Below are 24,542 nucleotides of genomic sequence, written 5' to 3'. Positions count from 1 at the left end.
CCTCTTTTCACCTCAACAAACATAAGATTGATAACAATGAAAATTTTCAGCAATTTCGAAAGTGGTAACATCCATATCGTCAGTGCCGATTCGCCAGACAACATCCAACTGACCATCCCTGCAGATAACCAATCAGAGATCTCTCAGTGGTTTCATTTCCGCTTAGAAAGCCAACCCCAGCTTCAGCACCAGTTTTCAATCTTAAACTTAGCAAAGTCTGCCTACCCCGAAGGATGGCAAGACTATGATGTGGTTGCCTCTTACGATCGGGAAGAATGGTTCCGTATTCCGGCCGAGTTTGATGGTGATACCCTAAGCTTTAAAGTGGTTCCGGAATACGGCTCGATGTATTTCGCTTACTTCGCCCCATTCAGTTATGACCGCCACCAAGATTTACTGCACCAAGCCCAAACCCAGTTCAACTGTAAACTAGAGACCCTTGGCGCAACCTTGGATGGCAACGATATGAGCTTACTCAACATTGGTGAGCTATCGGAGGGGAAGAAAAACATCTGGATTATTGGCCGCCAGCACCCAGGGGAAACCATGGCGGAGTGGTTTATCGAAGGTCTATTGCAACGCCTGCTCGACGATACCGATACTGTCGCCAAAGCCCTGCTCGATAAAGCGGTGTTCCATATCGTACCGAACATGAATCCTGATGGCAGTATCCGCGGCCACCTGCGCACCAATGCCATTGGCGTCAACCTCAACCGCGAGTGGCAAACGCCATCAATGGAGAAAAGCCCTGAGGTTTTCCTTGTTCGCAAACGCATGCTCGACACTGGTGTGGATATGTTCCTTGATATCCATGGTGATGAGGCGATTCCCTATAACTTCGTTGCAGGTAGCGAGGGGATCCCGTCATACAATGAACGTCACGCAGCACTGGAGAATGCTTTCAAGGCCGCCTTGCTAACCATCACTCCTGAGTTTCAGGTCGCACACGGCTATGACAAAGACGAACCGGGCAAAGCTAACCTAACCATTGGCTCGAACTGGGTCGCCGAGCAATTCAAGTGCCTGTCTTACACTATCGAGATGCCATTTAAGGAGCACATCAGCCATCCCGATGAATTTTATGGCTGGTCACCAGAGCGCAGCGTCGCCTTCGGCCAAGATGTGTTAGCTGCGGTGAGGTCGGTAATAGACCAAATCTAACACCGATTATCTTGAACAATTAAAAATGCCGAGTCATGGTGACTCGGCATTTTTCGATTAAGACTATTGGCTACGTCTGGGTATCTATAAAGCACCGTATCCCTAACATGCCGCAAACGAGAATACATAGCCTGTTACCACCGAATTAATGATTTTTGTCAATTTGATGAACTTCGCCAATCAGAAGATCTTGCTCAACAAGAGTCTCTTTAGCAACATCACCAGCTCTATTATTAATATAACCGTCACACTCCTAAGGTTAAATTCCCACCATCTTAACAGGGAGTAAAAAGATATGTTTTTTCAAACACATAAATCATGCATCGCACTATTGGTTGGCGCCGCTCTTATCACAGGGTGTAACTCCAGCAGTGACAACAACGCGAAAGATGGCACAGTGCCCGCAGTTAAAAATGTCATTCTGATGATTACTGATGGTGCCAGTGATGGGGCTTGGGATGTTTCGACTTATTGGACACACGGCGAGAAACTGAACGATGTAGCGCCCTACGTTGATATAGATACGCGCTTGGCAATGACTACCTTCCCACTAAGCAGCACTAGCAATCCGGCAGACTGTACGACAGATGAAACACCTGAAATCAGTTATGAAGCTGAAAAGGTGTGGGATGAAACCATCGTTGATGAAGTCTCTGGTAACTATACCCGACCATTTTCGGGTTACAGCTATATCAACAAAGGGGCTACAGACTCCGCCGCCGCAGGCACTGCGCTGGCAACAGGCCGAAAAACCTATAACAGTGCGATCAGTGTTGATTACTGCGGCCAGCCACTTGAGACTATCGCGCAAATAGCACGCCGCAGTGGCCGTTCTTCCGGCATCGTGACATCCGTTCAATTCAACCATGCCACACCAGCAGTCTTTGGAGCCCAACATACCAGCCGCAATGAATACGCCACCCTGGGTAGCAAGATGCTGACCGGCGGTATGGCCGACTTGATCATGGGCGCAGGCCACCCTGAATTTGATAACAACGGCACACCGCGCGCGACTCATAATCACAAATACCTCAGCGAAAGTGACTGGCGCATGGTCAAAGAGGGAGCTATGTTTGCCGAAGGTGCTTCCCAGCCTTGGACGTTAATCGAAACAAAAGAGGCGTTTGAACGCCTGGCGAACAACACCGCGGATAACAACACGATGGAGGGACCGCTTTTTGGCTTGGTACCAAATGACTCGACCCTGCAACAGAGCCGTTCAAACTGTACCACCGAACAAAAGCAAACGGCTTACGGCTGTCCATTCCTGACAAACCAACCCAGCCTGAAAACAATGACTCAGGGAGCTATCAATTATCTCAGCCAGAATGAAAAGGGCTTCTTCCTGATGGTTGAAGGTGGGGCTGTAGACTGGGCGGCACATGCTAATGACACTGCTCGAATTATTGAAGAGCAGGTTGATTTCAATAACTCGGTGCAGGCCGTCGCAGACTGGGTCGAAAAAGAGAGTAGCTGGGAGGAGACCCTGCTTATCGTGACTACCGACCACGGCAACTCTTATGTGCTGGGTGGTAGCTCAGACCAAAATGCTTATGCCCCAGTAGAAAACCCAGGCAAGCACGTCATGCCAACAGTGAAATACTACAGTGGTGACCACACCAATGAACTGGTTCGTGTCTACCTCAGAGGTGCTGGCACTGAGTTGATCAATCAATATATCAACGGCAATGACCCGCAATATGCTGATAAATATAACAACACTGGCGCAACGGGTGACTATATCGATAACACTAACGTTTTTGACCTAATGAAAACACTCATCAGTCAATAACCGTTAAAAAAAAGGCCCACTGTTTGGTAAAAACAGTGGGCCTTATCAGAGCATTTGCTGGCGTCAATCACAACGATGAATAACATTCTGATTGCTTGCCGCCCTCCAGCTCAAAGGGCGGCCCCATTAATTAACGGCTTGATCCACCATCGCTTCAATACGGCTTCGCATCAGTTCATCAAACACCTTACGCGCTTCCTGTGCTTCTTCCGAAGCCGCCAGTTTATTCTCTTTTGCTGACATGGCGTCGTCCATCAACTGCTGGAGTTGATCCAGTCGCTCTTGTGGCGCCTCGCTAAGTTCAAAAGCAGACTCGCCATTCGCCATGGCTTCGGCACGCATCTTTTTCTTCAGCTTCCACACTTTATACAAGGCTTCACGTTCAGCTTCTGCAGCGGCCATCGCGATGTCTTTCAGCTCGTCAAACTTGGTCAGCGCCATTCCTTCTTTCGACCAAGGGTCAACATCGGGCAGTTCCTCGATATTAATCACCGGATCTTCGTAGCCTTCCTGGTGGGTCAGATCAAGCTTCGCCGCCTTCACCGCCGATATCATCAGCATCACCGCAATAACCAACAGCGGCAGGCCACCAACAATGGCTGCGGTCTGTAGGGTCGACAAGCCTCCCATAAATAGCAGCACCGACGGCATAAATGACAATGCAAAGGCCCAGAACAAACGGTTCCAGCGCATTGGGTCTTCCGTCACATTATTCTGTACCACCGATGCCAGGATATATGAAATCGAGTCAAACGTGGTCGCAGTGAAGATCAAACACAATAACGTGAACGCGGCAATAACAGCAGTACTGTAAGGCAGTTGCTCAAGGATTGAGAAAATAGCCTTGGTTGCCCCTTCACTATTGAGGATACCAACAACATCCAGTGCGCCTGACAGTTGCAGCGACAGACCGTAGTTACCCAAGATCATGAAGAACAAAAAGCAGCCCATCGACCCAAAGAAGATCGACCCCGTTACCATTTGTTTAATGGTGCGGCCACGAGAAATTCGAGCAACAAACAAGCCCATGCTCGGTGCGAACACCAGCCACCACGCCCAGTAGAAAATGGTCCAGTCCTGTGGGAAGTGGGTATTCTCAAACGAACCATAGCCACCGAACGGTTCGGCCCATGTCGCCATCACAAAGAAGTTCGACAGCATACGGCCCAATGAATCAAGCCCGGTTTCCAGCATGAAAATGGTTGGGCCGGAGATCAACACAAAGGCCAACAAACCAAGTGCACCCCAGAAGTTGATATTACTGAGGAACTTGATCCCTTTTTCCATTCCGGCATAGGCCGAATACGCAAAGATTGCAGTACAGAGCATCAAAACGATGATCTGGGTTACAGTGTCTTTTGGTACGCCAAACAAGTAGTTGGCACCTTCAGTGATCAAAGGAGCAGCAAGACCAAGTGTTGTCGCGCCGCCACCGAGCAGACCAAAGATAAACAACACATCAATGACTTTACCCAACCAACCATAGCTGCGGGCTTCACCGATAACCGGCATCAACGCCGCCGATACCTTCAGTACCGGCTGCTTACGGACATAGAAGAAATACGCAATCGGCAAGGCTGGAACCAAGTAGATAGACCAAGCTATCGGTCCCCAGTGGAACAAGCCATACGTTGCCGCCCAGCGCACCGCCTCTTCACTCCCCGGTTCAAGCTGAAACGGCGGTGATTGGTAATAATACGCCCACTCAATCGTACCCCAGTACAGGATACTGGCACCGATACCACCACAGAACAGCATTGCTGCCCAGGATGCCGTGGTGAATTCGGGCTTTTCATCAGGATCACCTAACTTGATTTGGCCGATGTCGGAAAAAACGATGTAGATCATAAAGAAAAATGCGGCGACACCGAGCGACAAATAAAGGAAACCGAGTTTATCGGTCATAAAGGTTTTGGCGATGGCAATCCATTCGGCACCTTGCACTGGAAACAGCAGCAAGGGCACCACAACCGAGATCAGCATGCCCAACGCCCCGAAAAACGTCGGCTTATCGATCAATTCAAAGTGTTTACGAGAAAACACGGTAGCTCCTTAAAATTTAAACCCTGATATGGGTAAATGAGATAATCAGAGAAAAGGGGCTAACTGTACAAACCAAGATTCTAATGAACACGATGAAAAAAGCTGATTATTAGCTGACATAATTATTCAGCCGTATATAATGTTCGACTTATCATCAAAATCCAGTAGGATTAACGGTGATATTCCCTAAATCAGTAGAGGCGCGCTGCCTAAGAGTAACCGAGCAGAGGGTGATACCTGTGAAGCCGGAGAAAGGAGTCAGCGCCGAAGTGACTGCAGCTATCAACTCAGTCGCTGGGTCTGTGTCGAATAGGCACAGAACTGCCATAGTATTTACCTATGGAGCGCTACCTGAAGGGGTAACAAGTCATACCTTCTGCGTCTTAGTTACACTTCCTTTCGGTAGATCTCCACCTTTAAGTTGTAGGTGTGATGAGATCATGAACCTTGTAGATTTTTCGGACTCCCTGTTGTCCGTTGCCCCCGCCATGTTGGCCGTTATCCTCGCGGTAACCACCCGGCGCGTGCTGCTCTCCCTTGGGGCAGGTATTACCGCTGGCGCACTAATGCTAAACCATTACTCACCGCTAGCGTCACTGCAGTACTTGGTTGAAAAAGTGTTGGCAATTGTCTGGGTCGACGGCACCATGAATGGCGACAACGTCAACATGATCATCTTCATGTTACTGCTTGGTGCACTGATCAGCCTGATGAGTGTATCCGGGGCAACCCAAGCGTTTGCCGACTGGGCGGCGGTGCGTTGCAAAGATCGCCGCAGTGCTAAGTCCCTTACCGGTTTGATGGTCTTTATCTTCTTCATCGATGACTTCTTCCACAGCCTATCTGTGGGTGCTATCTGCCGTCCGGTTACCGACCGTTTCAATATCTCCCGCGCAAAACTGGCCTACCTACTTGATTCCACAGCCGCTCCGGTTTGTGTACTGATGCCTATCTCGTCATGGGGCGCCTATATCATCGCATTGGTAGGCGGTATCATGATGGCACATGGCGTGACAGATCAGAGCCCTATCTCGGCCTTTGTCGAGATGATGCCAATGAACCTGTATGCGGTATTCACCTTGGTCATGGTACTGTGCGTTATCGCTTTCCAACTTGATATCGGCCCAATGCGCAAGCATGAGAAATGGGCGCTGGAAGGTAAGCTATGGGATGAATCCAAAGGTAAGCCAGCAGGTTTGGAGGTTGACGTTCCAGAATCTGCCAAAGGCGGTATGATCGATATGGTATTGCCTATCCTGACCCTGACAATGGCGACAGTCTTTTTCATGGTGCAATCGGGCGCAGATGTACTTGCTGCCAATGGCGAAGCCTTCAGCGTGATTGGCTCTTTTGAAAACACCGATGTCGGTTCATCACTGGTCTACGGTGCGATTTGCAGTCTAGTGGTTTCTATTACACTGGCTCTTCGCCTGAAGTTGGGTACGGACAGCTGGATGAAAGCGGCACCACAGGGCATTTCTGCCATGATGCCAGCGATCATCATCCTGTTCTTTGCCTGGACCATTGGTGCCGTTGTCCGTGACATGCAAACCGGTATTTACCTAGCTTCCATGTCAAACGGCAACCTGCCTGTTGAACTGCTTCCAGCGGTTGTCTTCCTGCTATCTTGTGCCATGGCATTTGCCACTGGTACCAGCTGGGGCACCTTCGGTATTATGCTACCGCTAGCCGGTGATATTGCTGCTGCCAGTGACATCGCATTACTGCTTCCGATGCTATCAGCGGTGTTGGCAGGCGCGGTATTTGGTGATCACAGCTCGCCAATTTCAAGCACCAGTATCTTGTCGGCGACCGGTGCAGGTTGTCACCACATGGACCATGTTATGACCCAGCTACCGTACGCATGTTCGGTTGCTTTCGGTGCCCTATTGGGTTACCTCGCTATCGGTTACACTCATTCTGCTTGGGCGGGTGTTGCTGTGAGTGGTCTTTGGTTCCTGGCCTTCTGTGCCTTTGCTGTTCGCAAGAGCAAGCCGGTTATGGCAGCCGAACCTGTGACAAGTTAATACACGGAACCGTTCAACGACAAAGAGCAAGGTTATGGCCTTGCTCTTTTTTTTTTGCTGTCGCTCTATTAAACGACCATGACATCATGCCTACCTGTGGGATTAATCCGATAGCCCTACCTTTCGCAACCATATTGCCCAGGGTATCCACGGGAAAGTGTCATAATCCAGTATTGCCAGTTTATTGAACACTCCCAAGCCGGATATTTATTTCGTGTTAGCTGAAAACAACTCCATCCCCAGTTCAAAAATAAGACAACCTTTTCCATGATGAAAATAAAGTTATGCTCACTGTCATACTTTCAGTACATATAAGCCCAGAATTATATTCACATCGTTACAATACACTACTAAACACTATACAAGCACTTTTATATCCCTACCTGCTTGGATATGTAACATTTTCACAGCAAAATCGTTTGCACTTTCCGTTTAAATTTTTTATACGGCAAAGCTTAATCGGAACCACAACCATGAGAATTGGAATTTTATACGGCGGAGATTCTAGTGAGCGAGCAGTCTCATTAAAATCTGGCAATTGTATTGCCGATGCGGTTGAGTCGCTGGGCCACGAAGCTATCAAGATTGACCCTCGCCATATTGATATCACTTTGCAGGGCTTCTTCAACCTCGACAAAGTATTCATTGCCCTGCATGGCGGCATGGGTGAAAGTGGGCATATTCAAGCCTTGCTAGATTTGCTCAAAATCCCCTATACCGGCAGTGGGCTGCTTGCTTCATCGATCTCCCTCAACAAATTAAAAACCAAAGAAATCTGGCGCTCTAACGGCCTTCGAACAGCGGATTGGATCAAGGTAAATAAACACACTCCAACTGATACTATCAAAACGACACTGACAGATCTTACCTACCCAGTGGTAGTCAAACCATTGAATCAGGGTTGCAGTATCGGTGTGTCAAAAGCATCTTCCCCAGAGGAGCTCTACCAAGCTTTGATTGATGCCTTTGAGTATGACGATGACATCCTCGTCGAGCAATTTATCACCGGCAGAGAGTACACCTGCGCCATCCTTAACGGCAAAGCACTACCTGTTGTGCAAATCAAATCAGATACATTCTTTGACTGGGATGCCAAGTTCGGTGATCAAAGTGCAACCTATCACTGCCCCTCAGACTTAGCCGATGATCAGGAAAAGCAAATGCAAGAAGCCGCACAGGCCGCGTACGAAACCCTGGGATGCCGGGGCTGGGGAAGGGTCGATACGTTCTTGGATGACAGCGGAAAAATCTGGCTAATTGAGATGAATACCGTACCGGGCATGACCACCCGTAGCGTATTTCCAATGGCGGCCAAGGAAGCAGGCCTCAACTTTGAAGAGACTATCGGCGCACTACTCGATAGTGCAACGTTTGACGAGGTGAATTAAGCGAAAAAAGCCGGTAAATCCTAGATTGACGAGGACTTACCGGCAAACTGTCAGAGTTTCCCCTCAGACAACAGAACACATTTAAATGAGATCTTCGCCATTGCTCGCAATGACTTTCTTATACCAGTAGAAGGATTTCTTGGGGGTACGATCCAAACTACCGTTGCCTTCGTTATCGCGGTCCACATAGATAAAGCCATAACGTTTGCTCATTTCACCGGTTGAGGCAGCCACAAGATCAATACAGCCCCACGGCGTGTAACCCATCAACGGCACACCATCAGCTATCGCATCTTTCATCGCTTCGACGTGAGAGCGCAAGTAATCAATGCGGTAGTCATCATTGATCTCACCGTTCTCATCGATGGTGTCTTTGGCACCCAAACCATTTTCTACCAAGAACAATGGCTTTTGGTAACGGTCAAACAATGAGTTCATGGTGATACGAAGGCCAAGCGGGTCAATTACCCAGCCCCAGTCACTGGCATCCAAGTGGGGATTCTTGATCGACTTCACCACGTTGGCTGCGCTGGTATTGCCTTCGTTCATATCAGCCGAAGCACAGCGTGAGGCGTAGTAACTGAACGAGATGAAATCGACGGTATTTTTTAGGATTTCATCGTCGTCTTCATGAATTTCCAGTTTCACGCCCTTTTCATCAAACACCTTCTGAGCATATGACGGGTAGTAACCGCGTGACTGCACATCAATGAAGAACAGGTTTTCGCGGTCTTTTTGCATCGCCGTGAACACATCTTCCGGCTTGCATGAATAAGGGTAGAACTGACCGCCCGCTAGCATACAACCCACTTGGTTTTCCGGGTTGATCTCATGGGCAATTTTGGTCACCAAGGCACTCGCAACCAACTCGTGGTGGGCTGCTTGATATTTCACCTGATCGTGGTTTTCGCCTTCTTGGAACAAGATACCGGCACCAGAGAAAGGGCTCGCCAGCAAGATATTGATCTCGTTAAAGGTCAGCCAGTACTTCACCAGGCCATCAAACGCTTCGAAACAGGTACGGGCATAGCGCTCAAAGAATGCGATCATCTTGCGGTTACGCCAAGAGCCATATGCATTGACCAGATGCATAGGCACGTCAAAGTGACAAAGGGTGACCAAAGGCTCGATACCGTATTTCTTACACTCTTCAAACACAGAACGATAGAAGTCGATGCCCGCTTGGTTTGGGGTTTCTTCATCGCCGTTCGGGAAAATACGCGCCCATGCAATCGACATGCGGAAAACTTTGAAGCCCATCTCGGCCAACATCGCAATATCTTCTTTGTAGCGGTGATAGAAATCAATTGCCTGATGGCTTGGATAAAATTCGTTCGAGTCTAATTCAACCGAATCGACCTGACCCAGTTTTACCGGCATCCGGTTGTCACCGTAAGGGATCATATCTACCGTGGTGAGCCCCTTGCCGCCTGCGCGGAAAGCACCTTCAGATTGGTTCGCCGCAATCGCGCCGCCCCATAGAAACCCTTCTGGGAATGTAGTATCAGACATGGTTTGCCTCTTGTTTATCGCAAATTACCGCAAATTGTCATAAAGCCACCTCAAAAGAGGTGGCTCAAATTACGCGTCGGGGAACACTAAGCCGTGGCAGGTTTTGCTGGGGCTGGTGTATCAATCTCTTCTGCTTCTTCTTTCGCCGACTCTTTATTCGCCGTTGGGTTTTCACCATCTTCTTCGTTCGGAATATCTTCAAAACCAAGGACAAGTGTTAGTACAAAAGAAAGAACAACAGACAGTGCCATCAGGCCCAACACCCACACTAGGCTCATCGGGTCATTCACATCAATGAACTGGACACTGGTGAACAAACTCGGTGCCGCCATTGAGTGGCTCGCAATTCCGGCCATACCCGCCAGACCACCAACGATAAAGCCAGTGATCAGCGTAGCAATCAAAGGACGTTTCAGGCGAACCAGAACACCGTAAAGCGCAGGCTCAGAGATACCAGCCATCAGTGCTGATGCACCCGCAGCCATTGACGTTTGTTTAAGTGCAATGTTTTTGGTCTTCCAAGCAACAGCCAAACACGCACCGCCCATACCGATGTTTGCACCGATTTCTGACGGCATTACCATGCCCTCGGTACCTGTTTCAGCAATAGTTTGGATGATTGTTGGCGTAAATACGCGGTGCATACCGGTAAGTACCAATAGAGGCCACAATGCCCCCATGATAGCGACGGCCAGTGGACCCAGTGCGCCGTGAATCGTATAGACAAGCGTAGAAATTGCAGTACCAATCCAGATACCCATTGGACCTACTAGCAAGATACCAACCGGCGCGGCAATCAATACAATCAGCATTGGTTTCAAGAAGTTCTTCGTCACAGCAGGCGTGATGCTATCAACCCAACGTTCAATATACGATTGGAGCCAAGTCATGATCAGAACTGGGATTACGGTGTAGGTATAACGTACAGATGTTACAGGGATACCAAACAGTTCAACTGCACGGCCGTCGGCCGCCTGTGCCATAAGGTCGATGAAGTTTGGGTGAACCAGCACACCGGCAATACCGATAGCCAGTGACATGTTGGTTTTAAATTTAATCGCAGCCGATGCCGCTACCATAATAGGAAGGAAGAAGAAGGCACCGTCACCAATCGTGTTCAGCAGGATAATGGTTGAGTGATCGGACTCATAGATATTGAACATCAGCAGTAGCATTGCGGCAAGTTTCACCATCGAGCCACCGATAATTGCCGGAATCAACGGTGACATGGTGCCAACCAATGCATCCAGCATTTTTGCCCCAATGACTTTAGGTGTTAGCTTTACCTTCGGTGCCGGTGTGTCGTCAGAAGAAACGCCATCAACGTGACATAGCTTCATCACTTCTTTGTAGGCAGCAGCCACATTGTTACCAATGATAACCTGACACTGCTCACCGTTGTGAACGATGCCCATTACACCCTTTACGCCTTTCAAGGCGGCGGCATCCACTTTCGCTTCATCTTTCAAAACAAAACGTAGACGAGTCATACAATGCGTCAATGCAACGACATTGCTTGCTCCCCCCACTTTTTCGACAACCGAGCGGGCTACCGCGCTGAAACCTTTAGACATCTTCAAAACTCCTGCGTGTACGGAGAATAATTGGCTAGCGTATTTTGCGCCTATTCCCCAATAAAATGCGTTAAATGTCACCCGATAAAATGTAAATACTGGTGACCAATAATTTGTTGTTTTGCTTACTGGTTGATTTCACTCACCAGTTGACCAATGGCGTGCCAGTCGCCTTGGTCAATTAAATTATTCGGTACCATCCAGGTGCCGCCACAGGCGATCACTTTTTCAAGTGCCAGATAGTCAGCCACGTTGGTAGGACTAATTCCGCCAGTAGGCATAAACTCAACCGGATAAACCGCCGATAGCGCTTTTAGCATGCCAATACCACCAGAAGGCTCCGCCGGGAAGAACTTCAGTGTTTTCAGGCCAAGCGACATCGCCTGTTCAACCAGACTCGGGTTATTCACACCCGGGATAACAGCAACACTCTTCTGTTGGCAGTACGCTACTGTCGTCGGATTCAGCCCCGGGCTCACAATGAAATCAGCGCCGGCCTCGACAGCTTGGTCAACCTGCTCTGTCGTCAAAACGGTACCGGCACCAATTAGCATCTCAGGATAAGCTTCGCGCATCAGACGGATTGACTCTGCTGCAGCTTCGGTACGAAATGTAATTTCGGCACACGGCAAACCGTTTTCAACCAGCACCTTAGCTAATGGTTGTGCGTTGTCTGCATCTTTGATTGCAATCACAGGCACGACCTTCATCGCACTCAATTTACTTTCGATAGTTTGTTCCATTTCTCTCCCCTACCCATGGCACAACCCGCTCTCTAAAACCGGAGCAACTTTGTCGCTGTGCATAACATGGTGTTTTAATGAATTCTTGATTCAGTGGTTCACAACCAATCAAGTTACGGGTAACATGTTACCAATAACATCGATAAAATAAACCCGATTTTGAAGATCATCTGAGAAATGAGATCTAGATCAGAAAAAGATTCAAGGAGCTTACATGGCGGGAAAAAGCATCATCGTGATGGGGGTATCTGCATCAGGGAAAAGTACTATTGGTTATGAACTTGCCCAGCGTATTGGCGGCAAGTTCATTGATGGTGATGACCTGCATCCGAAAGCCAACATTCTAAAAATGGCCCAAGGCGAGCCACTGAACGATCACGATCGCGAGCCTTGGCTTGAACGGATCCGTGATGCGGCCTTCAGCATCGAAAGCAAAAATGAAACCGGTGTGATTGTCTGTTCGGCATTAAAAAAATGTTACCGGGAACAAATTCGTGAAGGCAATCACAATTTGGCCTTTTTATATCTCTCCGGATCGCAAGAGGTGATCCTTGAGCGCATTCGCCTTCGTCAGGGCCACTTCATGAAAGAAAATATGATTGCCAGCCAGTTTGCAGTACTTGAAACGCCTATTGATGAAGCGGATGTCATTACTGTCGATATTGACCAAAGCATTGAAGCGATACTGGATCGCTCTGTGTCAGCGTTAACTGAGCAAGCAGAACCAGTCACTTCTCTGGAGATCATCGCATGATCCACCCAACGATCACCCTTATCACCGAGCGTATCAAAAGCCGGAGCCAAACACTTCGCGCTAACTTTGAAACCAAGACCACGCAACAAGCAGAACAAGGAAAAGGGCGTGCCAGCCTTTCCTGCGGCAACCTCGCACACGCAGTGGCCGCATCATGCCAGCAAGAAAAAGGCCAGCTCCTAGACTTTACCCGTGCTAACCTTGCCATTATTTCGTCATACAATGACATGCTCAGTGCCCACCAGCTGTATAAAAACTACCCAGACCATATTAAAACAACGCTCAAATCGCTAGGCCATACCGCACAAGTGGCGGGTTGCGTGCCGGCCATGTGTGACGGTGTCACTCAAGGCCAGCCGGGCATGGACATGTCACTGTTCTCCCGTGACTTGATCGCCCAATCCACCGCTTTTTCGCTCAGCCACAATGTGTTTGACGCAACCTTGCTACTGGGCATTTGCGATAAAATAGCCCCGGGACAGCTAATGGGCGCGTTGAGCTACGCCCACCTACCAACGGCGTTCATTCCAGCAGGGCCTATGCCAACCGGGATCACTAACGACAAAAAAGTTGCGGTACGACAGCAGTATGTAGCAGGTGAAGTCGGAAAAGATGCACTGCTAGAAATGGAATGCCAAGCCTACCATTCAGGTGGCACTTGTACATTCTATGGCACGGCCAACACCAACCAATTAGTATTCGAAGCCATGGGTCTGATGTTGCCGGGATCCGCGTTTGTGCCACCGAACACAGAACTGCGCACGGCACTGACCGAGCATGCCAGCCTTGCGCTTGCCGCAATGACAGCCGATTCACCGAATTACCGTCCGCTCGTTGATGTCTTTACCGCTGAGAACTTGGTCAATGGCGTGGTCGCATTGCTCGCTTCTGGCGGCAGTACCAACCACACTATTCACATGTTGGCAATCGCCCGTGCTGGCGGCTTGCTGCTAACTTGGGACGATATTAGCGAACTGTCTGACATCGTGCCTCTGCTTGCCAAGATGTACCCTAATGGCCCGGCTGATATCAACGCCTTCGAACAGGCAGGTGGTGTACCTGCATTGATGAAAGCACTGCATGAGCGTGGGTTACTCAATGATAAAGTACAAACCGTTTTCGGTGAGTTTGCCGATCAACTGGCCCAGCCAGTGTTGAGTGGCAGCCAACTGGTATGGCAACCCGTTGGCGAAAGTAGCAATACCGACGTGATCGCGACCAGCGGGCAAGTATTCAACCAAACCGGTGGTACCAAGGTTCTAAAAGGGAATCTAGGCCAAGCCGTTATCAAGGTGTCTGCGGTAAAAGCAGAGCACCAGTTCATTGAAGCTCCTGCAAAAGTATTCCGCTGCCAGCACGACGTGGAAGCGGCCTACCAAGCTGGGGAATTTACTGGGGACTGTGTCATTGTGGTCAGCCACAACGGTCCTGCCGCCAACGGTATGCCAGAGCTCCACAAACTCATGCCAATCCTTGGCAATATCCAAAAAGCCGGCCACCAAGTGGCATTGGTTACTGATGGTCGCCTATCCGGAGCCTCAGGCAAGATCCCTGCGGCTATCCATATCACCCCAGAGGCACTGCGTGGCGGCGCGATTGGCCTGATTGAAGATGGCGATATCGTCAAACTCGATTGCCAAACCGGGCTACTGGAAGTGGCTGCACAGTTTGACCAGCGCCAACCGGTTCAATTAGACACAGAAGCCAGCCAAATTACTTGGGGACGAGATATCTTCAAAGTCATGCGCGAAAATGTCGGCGGTGCCGATGAAGGCGCGAGTTTCTTGTTCTAAGTCCATTTGTAAACGCAGGCATAAAGCCAAAGTAAAAAAGGGAGCCTGTGAAAACAGTACTCCCTTTTAATAACAATGCGTTAGTTCAAGCTATTAACTAAAGACTTTCGCCCCGGCTAATCGTAAAGCCCATATCAAACACATTCCGCTCGCTACGCTTGCCTTCCAGCGCCTGGAGCAGCAACTCTGCGCTCTTTTCGCCAATTTGGTAACGCGGCGTATAGATACTGGTTAAGCGTGGGGTAATGGCCTGACCGATATCCAGTGCGTTGTAACCCACAACACTAATGCTCTGCGGTACCTGAATGTTCCGCTCGTTACACGCCAGAATAGTACCGATCGCAATATCATCATTGGTACAGAACACGCCGTCCAGCTCAGGACACTCGGCCAATGCTCGACTCAATAGCTCCCCACCTAGGGTAAAACTAGAGTGTTCATGGGTCAGAATATGGTACTTTTCCAGCCCCGCTTCATCCATTGCTTTATCGTAGCCTTCCATACGTAGCTTGGTACGGGTATCCAAGCGTGCGCCAAAGTAGGCAATATGACGTTTGCCTTTGTCGAGCATGGTTTTAACCGCGGTGTACGACGCATTGACGTGATCCAGTCCTACCGCCATATCAACCGGTTCTTCTGGTAATTCCATCGCTTCAACGACAGGGATCCCTGCCGTTTTTATCATTTGAAGCGTACGCTCAGTATGTGCCGTCCCGGTAAGAATTAGACCATCAACCTGATAGGAAAGTAGGGAGGCGATCTTACGCTCTTCTACATCTTCATCGTAACTGAAATGGGCAATCAAAATTTCGTAACCATTGGCATTGGTCACAGCTTCGATACCTTGGGCAAAGCTGGCAAAAACCTGATTCGACAACGAAGGAAGCAATACCCCAATCGCCTTACTGGAAGACTTCGACAGCATGGCGGGTGCGCGGTTTTGAATGTACCCCAGATCTTCCACCACTTCGGCGATCTTTTCCCGTGTTTTAGCAGAGACCGACTCAGGGTTGCGCATATAACGACTCACGGTCATTTTGGTGATGCCAACACGGTCAGCAATATCTTGCAGCGTTGGGCGAGCTTTTCGTTGTTCTTGTGTCATAACAATAAGATACGTTACAGGCAGGCTTTAAATGTTACAGTAACATATCACTTACCTCTGTATCAAAGCAATGGTAAGACACAAGATAGTCATGGAAAAAAGCGAGTCGGGTTAGCCTGCTAGCTTTTATTGCGTTTCTCCGCGATGCTTATCGTAGATTGGCGACTTAACTGGCGTCGTCACCACATCGCCAGTTGCCCCGTCACCGATCCCGACCGTAAAGGGGAAAGTCACATGATGGAATCGGGTCGTCGTCTGACCGTCATGGATGGCGATGTTGAAATCATACGTCCCACCGACTGCCATGATCTTGTCATCTTCGGGGTTACCGGTATCAAGCTTACGGGTAAAGACCACGGTGTACTTGCCGTCTTCCCATGACGAATGGACTTGGCTGTTATCCCCTGCCGAGCCAACGCCTTGGCGGTTCAAGCGTCCTTGCAGGTACTGACCGTCTTCTATCTTGCTTGGATCGTACGACATGGTATTCACACCTTCGATCATCGCAATATTCATGTTCAAATCAGTGAAGTCTGCTTTGTTGAGAGCATAAAATCCCGTTACTGATTTATCGTACATGTACTTTGGCTGTCCTGCAGTTCTGTCCAAGTTCCAAGTAAAAACCGTGGTACCGGCATCACTCAGGCGATATTCCAGAACATACCCATCATCAGCACTGCCAGTCGGTGCCGAACGAGTCGAGCGCCACTGCATCAGGTCAACAAACTTGCCGCCTTCTTTGAGCTGGTCAATTTGATCGCGGGTCTTTACCTTGTCCCAATTCACACCGTACCGTTCGGTACGAGTATCTGGCAGATATTTACGAACATCCTTTTTATTCAGTCCTCCAAAACCAATGACATCCAACGCCAGGACATCACGCTTGGTCGCCTGACCGATATCCCGCATACCGCGGTGGCAAGACATCCAGCAACCTTGCTGGGTAAATTGATCAACACTGCCATCGTCTATCATGACAGAAAAGCGGTCTTCATAAATCGGGGTATAGGGGTTCTTCCCCCTGTCGCCACCAATCACCGTCCACTTACCATTCTCGAATAACAAAGTGTCATGCATACGGGCTGGAAAGGGTGACTGGGTTTCCCATGTAGCCTTCACGTAGAGATTTTCGTCATCATTAGCAAACTGGAACTCAACATCGATAAAGCTTGGCTTATCGGCCATTGTATCTAAGCGATCATGCTTGATGAGCATTTCACCCATCGCTTTTTCTTCGCCTTGGTGGCAATGGGTACACGTTTTAGTTTTAAAATCCTTGTTTAGCGTCCCTTTGTGCTCGGGCGAATTAATCCAGTCATAGGTGATCAAGCCGGGGAAGAACATGGTTTTCTCAACAACGGGGACTTTATTCCAGTCAATGTCAGGCTCGACATCATTAACGCTCATATTATAACCATGAGCGCTAAATGCCGTACCCGATACAAAGGCTGCAGCTAGCGCGTAACGGGTAAAAGTAATCTTACGCATCGTTATTTACTCCCATCATGCGACCCAAAGTACCGTCTTTAAACACTAGTCGATGGAAAACAGGTGTGCAGGGCAATAAGCAGGTAACAGAGAATTTCCATCATCGAATGTAACTGGTAAGAGAAATCAATCGTCCGGACAGCATGTTTCATGGCGTAATTGAGTTTATTTAGTGGCCAATTTAAAGCACAGTACCAATTAAAATATACTCTAAAGAATCCAGATAAATAAATTTCACAGGTTGATTTTTGACTCGTCCGTAATGTAACAAAACTATTAACGCAATATAATAAAACATATGCTAATGAGGAATAGTGATGACATTCATTGATGGCTATGGAGTAGCTGTACTTAGCGCTTTTAAACAACCATTGAGATAACATGGAAATTACCGTATCTTTATACTCGCAAAGCATACCACAAAACACGTGTTACATTTAAAAAAAACACTTTCCCCAGCCTCTTCATACATTTACCTGAAAATTTAAACCTTTATTTTCAAGTGGTTATTTACACCTGACATAATAACTTACTGTGTTCCACGTCAATTATTTTATCGATACAGATGGTTACAGGATTATTTTATATATTGTGAAAGTATTTTAATTGCCGAGCAATAAAATACCTCATAATAAATAGGAGAGTCACCATGTCAGGCTTCAAGCTTACCCATAAGAGCGCCACCAAGATCTCTGAGCGTATCGCGTATCAAATCACGCAATTTCTCAAGTTCTCCCTAAATCTGTTCTATGGCACAAAATATGCGAAAAGAGCGGTAATACTGGAAACCATTGCCGCTGTTCCCGGCATGGTCGCGGGAATGTTCAACCACCTCAAATCACTACGCCGAATGAAAGATGATGAAGGCTGGATCAAAGAACTGCTGGATGAAGCGCAAAACGAGCGGATGCACTTGATGATTTTCCTTGATATTGCCAAGCCGAGCTGGATTGAACGCATGCTGGTATTGCTCGGCCAAGGCGTCTTTATTGTGGTCTACAGTTTTATCTATTTGCTGTCATCCCGAGTAGCCCACCGGGTCGTTGGTTATTTTGAGGAAGAAGCTTGCAAAAGCTACACCGAGTACCTAGACAAAATTGATTCAGGTGAAGTGGAAAACACCCCGGCACCAGCTCTTGCAATTGACTACTACCAGCTCGCAGCCAATGCCAAACTGCGGGATGTTATTTTGCGCATCCGCGAAGACGAAGCAGGCCACAGGGACAGAAATCATGGCTTTGCTGATGCCTACGAAAGCAAATCGCTGCCTGCGCACCAGCACTAAGGTAACATTTAAGAAAAGAGGCCGCCCAAGGGCGGCCAACGGAAAGGAACCTTAACGTTATGAGTCTTCGTAGTGCACCTTTAAGGCACTGGTTCTTAGCCCCTTTATCCTGTCAGTCTTGAATGACCGATTAAGGACGATTTTATGTCGTTTCAATGACCAAATCACTCAACGCTTATCGGCCAACACATACATTCCGCTCCCTATTCCTTTTTCTCATACCTCTGTAATTTTATTCGTTTGCTCGCTTTCCCTTTTAGTCCAGCAATCGAACAATCTATTGATAAGCTAGGACTCTAATGCCGCTGGGCAGTCTGTGCATTTGGAAAATATGAACATCTTTGCCTAGCAGCGTCTATGATTATGGGTGGAGATATTCGAGTTGGCTTTGAAAATAACCATGTTAATCATCAAGGTACATTAGCCTTAAGCAACGCAGAACAAGTGGCTAACATCGCCGATACCGCCAAGCTCCTTGGCCTCGGGATCCTTGATGCTAACCATTTTCGCCAGCTCCTCACGGCTTAGCCAGACGCCGTATCCATTGGCTTAGCTTTATTGCGTAAAACTCATTATGAAGGGACTTCTATGGGATCTATCAACAAACTTTTTGCTGTCACCGGTGCCGCAGTGCTGCTCGGTGCATCTTCATTTGCCGTTGCTGAAAGTCGCTTTGTCACCATCGGAACCGGGGGGGTGACAGGGGTTTACTACCCAACAGGCGGAGCAATTTGCCGTTTGGTCAATAAAAACAGAAAAGATCACAATATTCGCTGCTCGGTAGAAAGCACCGGCGGCTCTATCTACAACATCAATACTATTCGAGCAGGCGAACTCGATTTGGGTATCGCCCAGTCAGATTGGCAATATCATGCATACAACGGCACCAGTAAATTTGCCGATAACGGTGCGTACAAAGATCTTCGTGCTGTGTTCTCCATCCACCCAGAACCGTTTACCATCGTGGCCCGAGCCGACTCCGGCATCAAAACGTTTGAAGATCTCAAGGGCAAACGCGTCAATATAGGTAACCCGGGATCAGGTCAGCGCGGTACTATGGAAGTACTGATGGAAAGGTATGACTGGACCATGGAGGACTTTAAACTGGCATCAGAGCTAAAAGCGTCGGAGCAGTCAAAAGCACTGTGCGACAATAAGATTGATGCCATGATCTACACTGTGGGCCACCCAAGCGGCGCGATCAAGGAAGCAACCACGTCTTGTGAGAGCAAAATCATCACCGTTGCTGGCGACAAAGTGAATAAGCTGATTGAAGACAACAGCTTCTACCGTGTTGCGACAGTACCTGGCGGTATGTACAAAGGTAACGCCATTGATGTCACCACCTTTGGTGTTGGTGCCACATTTGTTTCTTCTACCTCTGTGCCAGATGACGTGGTGTACAACATCGTTAAGTCCGTGTTTGAGAACTTCGATGACTTCAAGAAACTTCACCCAGCTTTTGCTCATTTGAAGAAAGAAGAGATGATCAGAGACGGCCTGTCTGCACCTATTCATCCTGGTGCCGCGAAATACTACAAAGAAGTCGGCTTGATGTAATGACGACATTACAAGCAAGATCAGGGTTAACACTGCTGTATAGTAGCTAGAATAACAAAGAGCGCGTATGCGCTCTTTGTTTTTATGGGCTGACGAAATCAGAGACTCATGATCTTTTTGAACTCTTCTTCGCTGTATTTTTTCTCAGTACTCTTGGTCATGTCCGTCATCATCTTATAGCGGATCTCCGTTGCCATGCTCAATGTACGCTGGAGCTGGCCATAAGAGAAATCGGATGCCATTTCTACTGCGGTCGCCTTATCTTGGCTGTACATGTCTTTTAGCAACATATCCATATTGCTAACCTGCTTATACAGTTTGGACTCTTCCTTATCCCAGGTTTCTTTCAGCATCGGCAAGTATTTATCTGGGTTGGCCGTTGCCAGCGCCGTCAGACTACGGAATTGCCAGTAAGCCGAGTCATCGCTGTAAGTATCAGTCCCCACGGTGTATGGCGTTGGGTATTCTTGCAGGCTAGTGTATAACGGAACTAATACCGACTCAGACAGCACGCCGTAGCTTTGCCAGATAACACCTTGGAATTCTTTCGGCATGTCTGGACGAAGCTGGATAATATGCGATTCAAGCTGACGTTCGACGCGGATAGGTCGTTCGCCCTTGTCAGCTAACTTGGTCCCCTCATAGGTCGAGCCCAGCACGCTGGCCACATCCTGTACCGAGATCTTATCATCAGGCTTCATAAACAGCGGGTATTGTTGCTCGCGGACATCTTGTACCTGTGATGGTGTCAGCATCGCCTGCCCCAACCACTCGCGATCAACATTATAGGTATCGCCAATCACACCAAAGGCTTTGGCGAAATTGAACGAACGTGAATCTGGCTTATCTAGCAGTTGGTTATCTTCAACAAAATCCAACAGCCCAGTCGAGTGCATCACGCCTTTCGCATCCAGATCAACACCGTGGATCCGCAAACCATTGGCAATCATTGCGTAGCTGTTATCCGGCACTTTTACCGCAATCCAATGATGGCCGGAACCAATTTCGAACAACCAAGCCTCGTTAACATCCGCAATATACAGGCTGTTACCTTCACCTGCGCCGTACTCTTCAATATATTGGCCAAGCAACTCTACCCCTTCCTTAGCGGTTTTCACCTGCGGCAGGATAAGTGTTGGGATCACCGCTTCAATGATCCCCGGTTTTACCAATGGATCAGCCTTCGCCGCTTTGTCGTTCACCTCGGCACTGGTGGTGGCAGAAACCGCAACGTTATATTGGTTTATTCCCCGCTCTTCGTAATATTTGCCGTCTTTATCGACCGTTAGCGCATCCCAATCTGGAATCGCCGAATAGGCATAAAATTGCGTTGGCATTGGCACAACCAAGCCATTCCCCAAGGTCCAGTCGCCTTTTTCATTTATTTGCTGTGGACGATAGGCAAGGTGTTTATTCCAGTTGTTAATACCAAAATCTTCATTACGGGCAATCATGATACTGCCATCAACCGACGCCCCTTTACCGACAATCAGGCCAGTACAAGCATTGGCGCTCAGGCTCAGTGCAGACAGAACCGCTGCACTTAACAGCGTAATAGACATTTTATTCATCGTATCTCTCCTATGGTGTAAGCACCTACTGGAAGAATGAAATATTATTCACTTATTCTATTTATTTCGATTAATCCAGCACGAATATCGACTTATTAATCAAAATGCAGTGTAATTGCAAATCAGCAGAATGTTTGCTGATAAGATCACGAATAAGGAGATACGATGGAATTAACTCACAGCGGCCAATGATCAAAGTAAATATGATAAGCTTGCCAATCCACTTTCTCTGGGTTGTCTGCTAACAGCTTTTTGGCGACAGTAAACGAAAACTCAAAACTCACCCCGAGCCCTCTGCCGGTAATAAAGTTGTCAGCAACGACCACTTTCTTCAACTGGAAATCACCATCATCAAACTTATCGGCCAGTTTATCTCCAGTGGTATAACAACGGCCTTGCAGCAAGTGATGCGCCGCGAGTACCTTGGCACCAGAAGAGCACAAGGCGCAGATCCATTTTTCCTGCTCGATGTGACGCTTGATAAACGCGATCACCATCCGGTTGGCCGACAAGTTGTCCGTTCCCTGCGGGCCTCCGGGCATCATCACTGCATCGTAGGTTTTGTCATAACAATTTTGAAGTGTATCGTCTGCCGTTATGCGTGTACCAAAATAGCTATTGAGTACAGTGGTGTCCATGCATGACAGTACATCGACCTTAATGTCTAAGCGGCGCATAATATCTATAAATACAACAGCCTCAGCTTCTTCGAACCCGTCAGCCAATAGCACCGCAACGTGTTTTTCGCTCATGACATCTCCTTGCAAATCAAATATTCATTAGATCGGTAATATAACGGGTAAAATTTTGCGAAATGATCGCACCTTTGTGCTGGATAACCCGGGCAGCCAGCTTATTTCCCCAATGACAGCATTCGTCAATGTCCATTCCCATGCTCCACGCTGCCAGATAGGCCGCATTAAATGCATCACCGGCAGCCGTCGTATCAATGACCTGATCAACTTTGTTACCCTTAGCCGTACCGCTAAGCCCACATTGAGACCATAGTGCTCCTTCAGCGCCTAATTTGACGACCACTTGCTTGACGCCCATCGAGTGCATACGTTTGGCAATGATTGCCGGCGGGGAATTGCGCATACCAAGCAACCGATCCTCATCATCAGCAGTCACCAGTGCAATATCAGCCATTTGATACAATTTACCGATCCACTCACAGGCATCGGATGATGACGGCCATAGTGCTGGGCGGTAATTGGAGTCGACCGCAATGTGTACCCCAGCCTCTTTGAGTGTGGCCAGCGACCTCAGCAATAAGTGTTTGTCCTTATCCGGCAAGATAGCCAATGATATCCCACTGAGGTAAACCAAATCGAAGGACTGCAAGTGCTCAACAACCGCTGAAAACTGCTCATGGCGACACAGATACCGAGCTGCAGAATCATGGCGCCAATAATGGAAGCGGCTGTCACCGCAGGGCGTATTTTCAATTGCATATAAACCAGGCAACTTCCCGTCAACCGTTAGTACAAACTGAGTGTCCATACCTTCTTGCTGCCAACATTGACGCATATGACGACTGTAATTGTCGTTACCTAATGCAGTCACATAAGCAGGGAGCATGTCTGGGACAAGACGGGATAAATACAACGCGGTATTAAGTGTATCCCCACCAAAGAGCGGCGCTTGCTGAGCGAATGGCTGGCCACTCAACTCAATCATGCATTCACCGATCAAGGCTATTTTTTTCTTTTTGAACGTCAAAGACGAAGGCATTACTTGTTATCCATCACATAAAGCAGTTAAAAGAGGGGGAAATAATGGCTACATCGATAAATTGAGAGAGCACTATTCGATGTAGCCAGAAAAAGACGGGGGCATAGTTTCACGTTCGATTGAACGCTTGGTTACAGCTTGCCCGCACTACCGCATACTGCAATCTTGTCCATTACCACTTTTTTCATCGCTTCTTTACCCGGCACAATATAATGGCGAGGATCATTCGCGTTAGGGTTGTCGATAAAGTACTGCTTCACAGCATCAGAAAAGGCAATCTTCAGCTCAGTGGCAACATTGACCTTAGTGATACCCAGCTCGATACATCGACGTACATCGGCATCTGGCACGCCCGACGCACCGTGTAGTACAAGCGGTACATCGGTTTTGCTGCGAATGATACCCAAACGGTCAAAATCCAAGCATGGCTCTTCTTTATACATGCCGTGAGCCGTACCGATTGCAATGGCCAGTGAATCAATGCCGGTTTGGGTCACAAACTCAACAGCGGTATCCGGGTCGGTAAATAGTGCATCTTTGGCATCGACAACCAGATCATCTTCCTGTCCGCCCAAGCGGCCTAATTCTGCCTCCACAGAACAATCCCAGCGATGGCAGAACGCCACCACCTGCTTAACCAACTCAATATTTTTGTCAAAACTCAAATGCGAGCCGTCAATCATCGCAGACTTAATACCAGCCTCCACCTTATTGCGAATATCACCAAATGACTCATGGTGATCAAGATGAAGAGCAATTGGCATTTGGTATCGCTTAGCCGCTTCTTGGCAAATCCCAACCAAATAATCAGTCCCAGCGTAGGAGTATGTGCCGGGAGTACCCGCCAAGATCACCGGTGACTGCATCTCAGCCGCGGTTTCAACCACGACCTGAACCGTCTCTAGATTATGGATGTTAAAAGCAGGTACTGCGTAACCGCCTAACTGTGCCTTATGGAGCATTTCGCGCGTAGAAACCAGAAACATATAAAAACCTCAAAACCTTCGTTAGC

18 protein-coding genes, 1 pseudogene and 1 riboswitch are annotated in these 24,542 nt (G+C 48.2%); of the genes and pseudogenes, 9 read left to right on the top strand and 10 right to left on the bottom strand.

Annotation, left to right across the window (positions count from 1 at the left end):
* The first annotated feature begins 36 nt into the window (after positions 1-36).
* Both C9I99_RS00140 and C9I99_RS00135 read left to right on the top strand, forming a co-directional pair.
* Complete coding sequence (locus C9I99_RS00140; RefSeq protein WP_107346829.1) at positions 37-1,161, top strand: M14 family metallopeptidase; 1,125 nt, start codon at positions 37-39, stop codon at positions 1,159-1,161.
* A 295-nt stretch (positions 1,162-1,456) separates the two neighbouring features.
* Positions 1,457-2,953 carry an alkaline phosphatase gene (locus tag C9I99_RS00135; RefSeq protein WP_107346828.1) on the top strand — a complete coding sequence of 499 codons (1,497 nt, stop codon included), beginning with the start codon at positions 1,457-1,459 and terminating at the stop codon, positions 2,951-2,953.
* A gap of 126 nt (positions 2,954-3,079) precedes the next feature.
* Here the strand turns inward: C9I99_RS00135 and C9I99_RS00130 are convergent, their stop codons facing one another.
* Complete coding sequence (locus C9I99_RS00130) at positions 3,080-4,996, bottom strand: BCCT family transporter (protein ID WP_107346827.1); 1,917 nt, start codon at positions 4,994-4,996, stop codon at positions 3,080-3,082.
* A gap of 187 nt (positions 4,997-5,183) precedes the next feature.
* Positions 5,184-5,354, top strand: a riboswitch (Lysine riboswitch).
* Between the two features lie 82 nt (positions 5,355-5,436).
* Here C9I99_RS00130 and C9I99_RS00125 point away from each other — a divergent pair.
* Positions 5,437-7,023, top strand: a complete 1,587-nt coding sequence (locus C9I99_RS00125; RefSeq protein ID WP_107346826.1) for a Na+/H+ antiporter NhaC family protein — start codon at positions 5,437-5,439, stop codon at positions 7,021-7,023.
* A 473-nt stretch (positions 7,024-7,496) separates the two neighbouring features.
* Complete coding sequence (locus tag C9I99_RS00120; RefSeq protein ID WP_107346825.1) at positions 7,497-8,411, top strand: D-alanine--D-alanine ligase family protein; 915 nt, start codon at positions 7,497-7,499, stop codon at positions 8,409-8,411.
* Positions 8,412-8,492: 81 nt separating this feature from the next.
* Here C9I99_RS00120 and C9I99_RS00115 read toward each other — a convergent pair whose 3' ends face one another.
* The 3 genes from C9I99_RS00115 to C9I99_RS00105 all read right to left on the bottom strand — a co-directional run bounded on the left by C9I99_RS00115 (position 8,493) and on the right by C9I99_RS00105 (position 12,240).
* Complete coding sequence (locus tag C9I99_RS00115) at positions 8,493-9,923, bottom strand: 6-phospho-beta-glucosidase (protein WP_107346824.1); 1,431 nt, start codon at positions 9,921-9,923, stop codon at positions 8,493-8,495.
* 86 nt (positions 9,924-10,009) lie between these two features.
* Positions 10,010-11,497: a PTS cellobiose/arbutin/salicin transporter subunit IIBC gene (gene ascF / locus C9I99_RS00110; protein WP_107346823.1), complete on the bottom strand. Its 1,488-nt coding sequence runs from the start codon at positions 11,495-11,497 to the stop codon at positions 10,010-10,012.
* A gap of 125 nt (positions 11,498-11,622) precedes the next feature.
* Positions 11,623-12,240 (bottom strand): bifunctional 4-hydroxy-2-oxoglutarate aldolase/2-dehydro-3-deoxy-phosphogluconate aldolase, encoded by a 618-nt coding sequence (locus C9I99_RS00105; RefSeq protein WP_107346822.1) that lies wholly within the window; start codon positions 12,238-12,240, stop codon positions 11,623-11,625.
* A 214-nt stretch (positions 12,241-12,454) separates the two neighbouring features.
* On the opposite strand from C9I99_RS00105, the gene C9I99_RS00100 reads away from it, so the two are divergent.
* Both C9I99_RS00100 and edd read left to right on the top strand, forming a co-directional pair.
* Positions 12,455-12,994, top strand: coding sequence for a gluconokinase (locus tag C9I99_RS00100; RefSeq protein ID WP_107346821.1), 540 nt, complete (start codon positions 12,455-12,457; stop codon positions 12,992-12,994).
* A complete protein-coding gene (gene edd, locus C9I99_RS00095; protein ID WP_107346820.1) occupies positions 12,991-14,787 on the top strand; it encodes a phosphogluconate dehydratase in 1,797 nt (598 codons plus the stop codon). The genes C9I99_RS00100 and edd overlap by 4 nt, the downstream gene beginning before the upstream one ends.
* 97 nt (positions 14,788-14,884) lie before the next feature.
* On the opposite strand, the gene C9I99_RS00090 is transcribed toward edd, so the two are convergent.
* Together C9I99_RS00090 and C9I99_RS00085 are read right to left on the bottom strand one after the other, a co-directional pair.
* A complete protein-coding gene (locus tag C9I99_RS00090) occupies positions 14,885-15,892 on the bottom strand; it encodes a substrate-binding domain-containing protein (protein WP_107346819.1) in 1,008 nt (335 codons plus the stop codon).
* A 126-nt stretch (positions 15,893-16,018) separates the two neighbouring features.
* A complete protein-coding gene (locus C9I99_RS00085; RefSeq protein ID WP_107346818.1) occupies positions 16,019-17,380 on the bottom strand; it encodes an ethylbenzene dehydrogenase-related protein in 1,362 nt (453 codons plus the stop codon).
* Positions 17,381-18,029: 649 nt separating this feature from the next.
* Here C9I99_RS00085 and C9I99_RS00080 point away from each other — a divergent pair.
* From C9I99_RS00080 to C9I99_RS00070, 3 genes and pseudogenes are all read left to right on the top strand, one after another.
* Positions 18,030-18,665: an alternative oxidase gene (locus C9I99_RS00080; protein ID WP_107346817.1), complete on the top strand. Its 636-nt coding sequence runs from the start codon at positions 18,030-18,032 to the stop codon at positions 18,663-18,665.
* 318 nt (positions 18,666-18,983) lie between these two features.
* Positions 18,984-19,193: pseudogene (locus tag C9I99_RS00075) on the top strand (3-keto-5-aminohexanoate cleavage protein); the annotation flags it as partial.
* Positions 19,194-19,253: 60 nt separating this feature from the next.
* Positions 19,254-20,225, top strand: coding sequence for a TAXI family TRAP transporter solute-binding subunit (locus C9I99_RS00070; RefSeq protein ID WP_107346815.1), 972 nt, complete (start codon positions 19,254-19,256; stop codon positions 20,223-20,225).
* A 98-nt stretch (positions 20,226-20,323) separates the two neighbouring features.
* Here C9I99_RS00070 and C9I99_RS00065 read toward each other — a convergent pair whose 3' ends face one another.
* From C9I99_RS00065 to C9I99_RS00050, 4 genes are all read right to left on the bottom strand, one after another.
* The gene (locus C9I99_RS00065) at positions 20,324-21,796 is read right to left on the bottom strand and encodes a C69 family dipeptidase (protein ID WP_107346814.1); all 1,473 of its coding nucleotides are present in this window, start codon (positions 21,794-21,796) and stop codon (positions 20,324-20,326) included.
* A 176-nt stretch (positions 21,797-21,972) separates the two neighbouring features.
* Positions 21,973-22,548 carry a DJ-1/PfpI family protein gene (locus tag C9I99_RS00060; protein WP_107346813.1) on the bottom strand — a complete coding sequence of 192 codons (576 nt, stop codon included), beginning with the start codon at positions 22,546-22,548 and terminating at the stop codon, positions 21,973-21,975.
* A 16-nt stretch (positions 22,549-22,564) separates the two neighbouring features.
* Positions 22,565-23,530, bottom strand: a complete 966-nt coding sequence (locus C9I99_RS00055) for a sugar kinase (RefSeq protein ID WP_107346812.1) — start codon at positions 23,528-23,530, stop codon at positions 22,565-22,567.
* A 131-nt stretch (positions 23,531-23,661) separates the two neighbouring features.
* Positions 23,662-24,516 (bottom strand): tagatose bisphosphate family class II aldolase, encoded by an 855-nt coding sequence (locus tag C9I99_RS00050; protein ID WP_107346811.1) that lies wholly within the window; start codon positions 24,514-24,516, stop codon positions 23,662-23,664.
* Between the last annotated feature and the right edge of the window lie 26 nt (positions 24,517-24,542).

The sequence above is a fragment of the Photobacterium lutimaris genome (genome assembly GCF_003025555.1).
Classification (GTDB): domain Bacteria; phylum Pseudomonadota; class Gammaproteobacteria; order Enterobacterales; family Vibrionaceae; genus Photobacterium; species Photobacterium lutimaris.
Note: the sequence above shows the minus strand (reverse complement) of the source record. Positions and strands in the feature narration are given on the sequence as shown.

Bases quoted from the DNA above. Each gene is read 5' to 3' on its own strand.
- C9I99_RS00140 (WP_107346829.1), top strand. From the start codon at position 37: ATGAAAATTTTCAGCAATTTCGAAAGTGGTAACATCCATATCGTCAGT.
- C9I99_RS00135 (WP_107346828.1), top strand. From the start codon at position 1,457: ATGTTTTTTCAAACACATAAATCATGCATCGCACTATTGGTTGGCGCC.
- C9I99_RS00125 (WP_107346826.1), top strand. From the start codon at position 5,437: ATGAACCTTGTAGATTTTTCGGACTCCCTGTTGTCCGTTGCCCCCGCC.
- C9I99_RS00120 (WP_107346825.1), top strand. From the start codon at position 7,497: ATGAGAATTGGAATTTTATACGGCGGAGATTCTAGTGAGCGAGCAGTC.
- C9I99_RS00115 (WP_107346824.1), bottom strand. From the start codon at position 9,923: ATGTCTGATACTACATTCCCAGAAGGGTTTCTATGGGGCGGCGCGATT.
- ascF (WP_107346823.1), bottom strand. From the start codon at position 11,497: ATGTCTAAAGGTTTCAGCGCGGTAGCCCGCTCGGTTGTCGAAAAAGTG.
- C9I99_RS00105 (WP_107346822.1), bottom strand. From the start codon at position 12,240: ATGGAACAAACTATCGAAAGTAAATTGAGTGCGATGAAGGTCGTGCCT.
- C9I99_RS00100 (WP_107346821.1), top strand. From the start codon at position 12,455: ATGGCGGGAAAAAGCATCATCGTGATGGGGGTATCTGCATCAGGGAAA.
- edd (WP_107346820.1), top strand. From the start codon at position 12,991: ATGATCCACCCAACGATCACCCTTATCACCGAGCGTATCAAAAGCCGG.
- C9I99_RS00090 (WP_107346819.1), bottom strand. From the start codon at position 15,892: ATGACACAAGAACAACGAAAAGCTCGCCCAACGCTGCAAGATATTGCT.
- C9I99_RS00085 (WP_107346818.1), bottom strand. From the start codon at position 17,380: ATGCGTAAGATTACTTTTACCCGTTACGCGCTAGCTGCAGCCTTTGTA.
- C9I99_RS00080 (WP_107346817.1), top strand. From the start codon at position 18,030: ATGTCAGGCTTCAAGCTTACCCATAAGAGCGCCACCAAGATCTCTGAG.
- C9I99_RS00070 (WP_107346815.1), top strand. From the start codon at position 19,254: ATGGGATCTATCAACAAACTTTTTGCTGTCACCGGTGCCGCAGTGCTG.
- C9I99_RS00065 (WP_107346814.1), bottom strand. From the start codon at position 21,796: ATGAATAAAATGTCTATTACGCTGTTAAGTGCAGCGGTTCTGTCTGCA.
- C9I99_RS00060 (WP_107346813.1), bottom strand. From the start codon at position 22,548: ATGAGCGAAAAACACGTTGCGGTGCTATTGGCTGACGGGTTCGAAGAA.
- C9I99_RS00055 (WP_107346812.1), bottom strand. From the start codon at position 23,530: ATGCCTTCGTCTTTGACGTTCAAAAAGAAAAAAATAGCCTTGATCGGT.
- C9I99_RS00050 (WP_107346811.1), bottom strand. From the start codon at position 24,516: ATGTTTCTGGTTTCTACGCGCGAAATGCTCCATAAGGCACAGTTAGGC.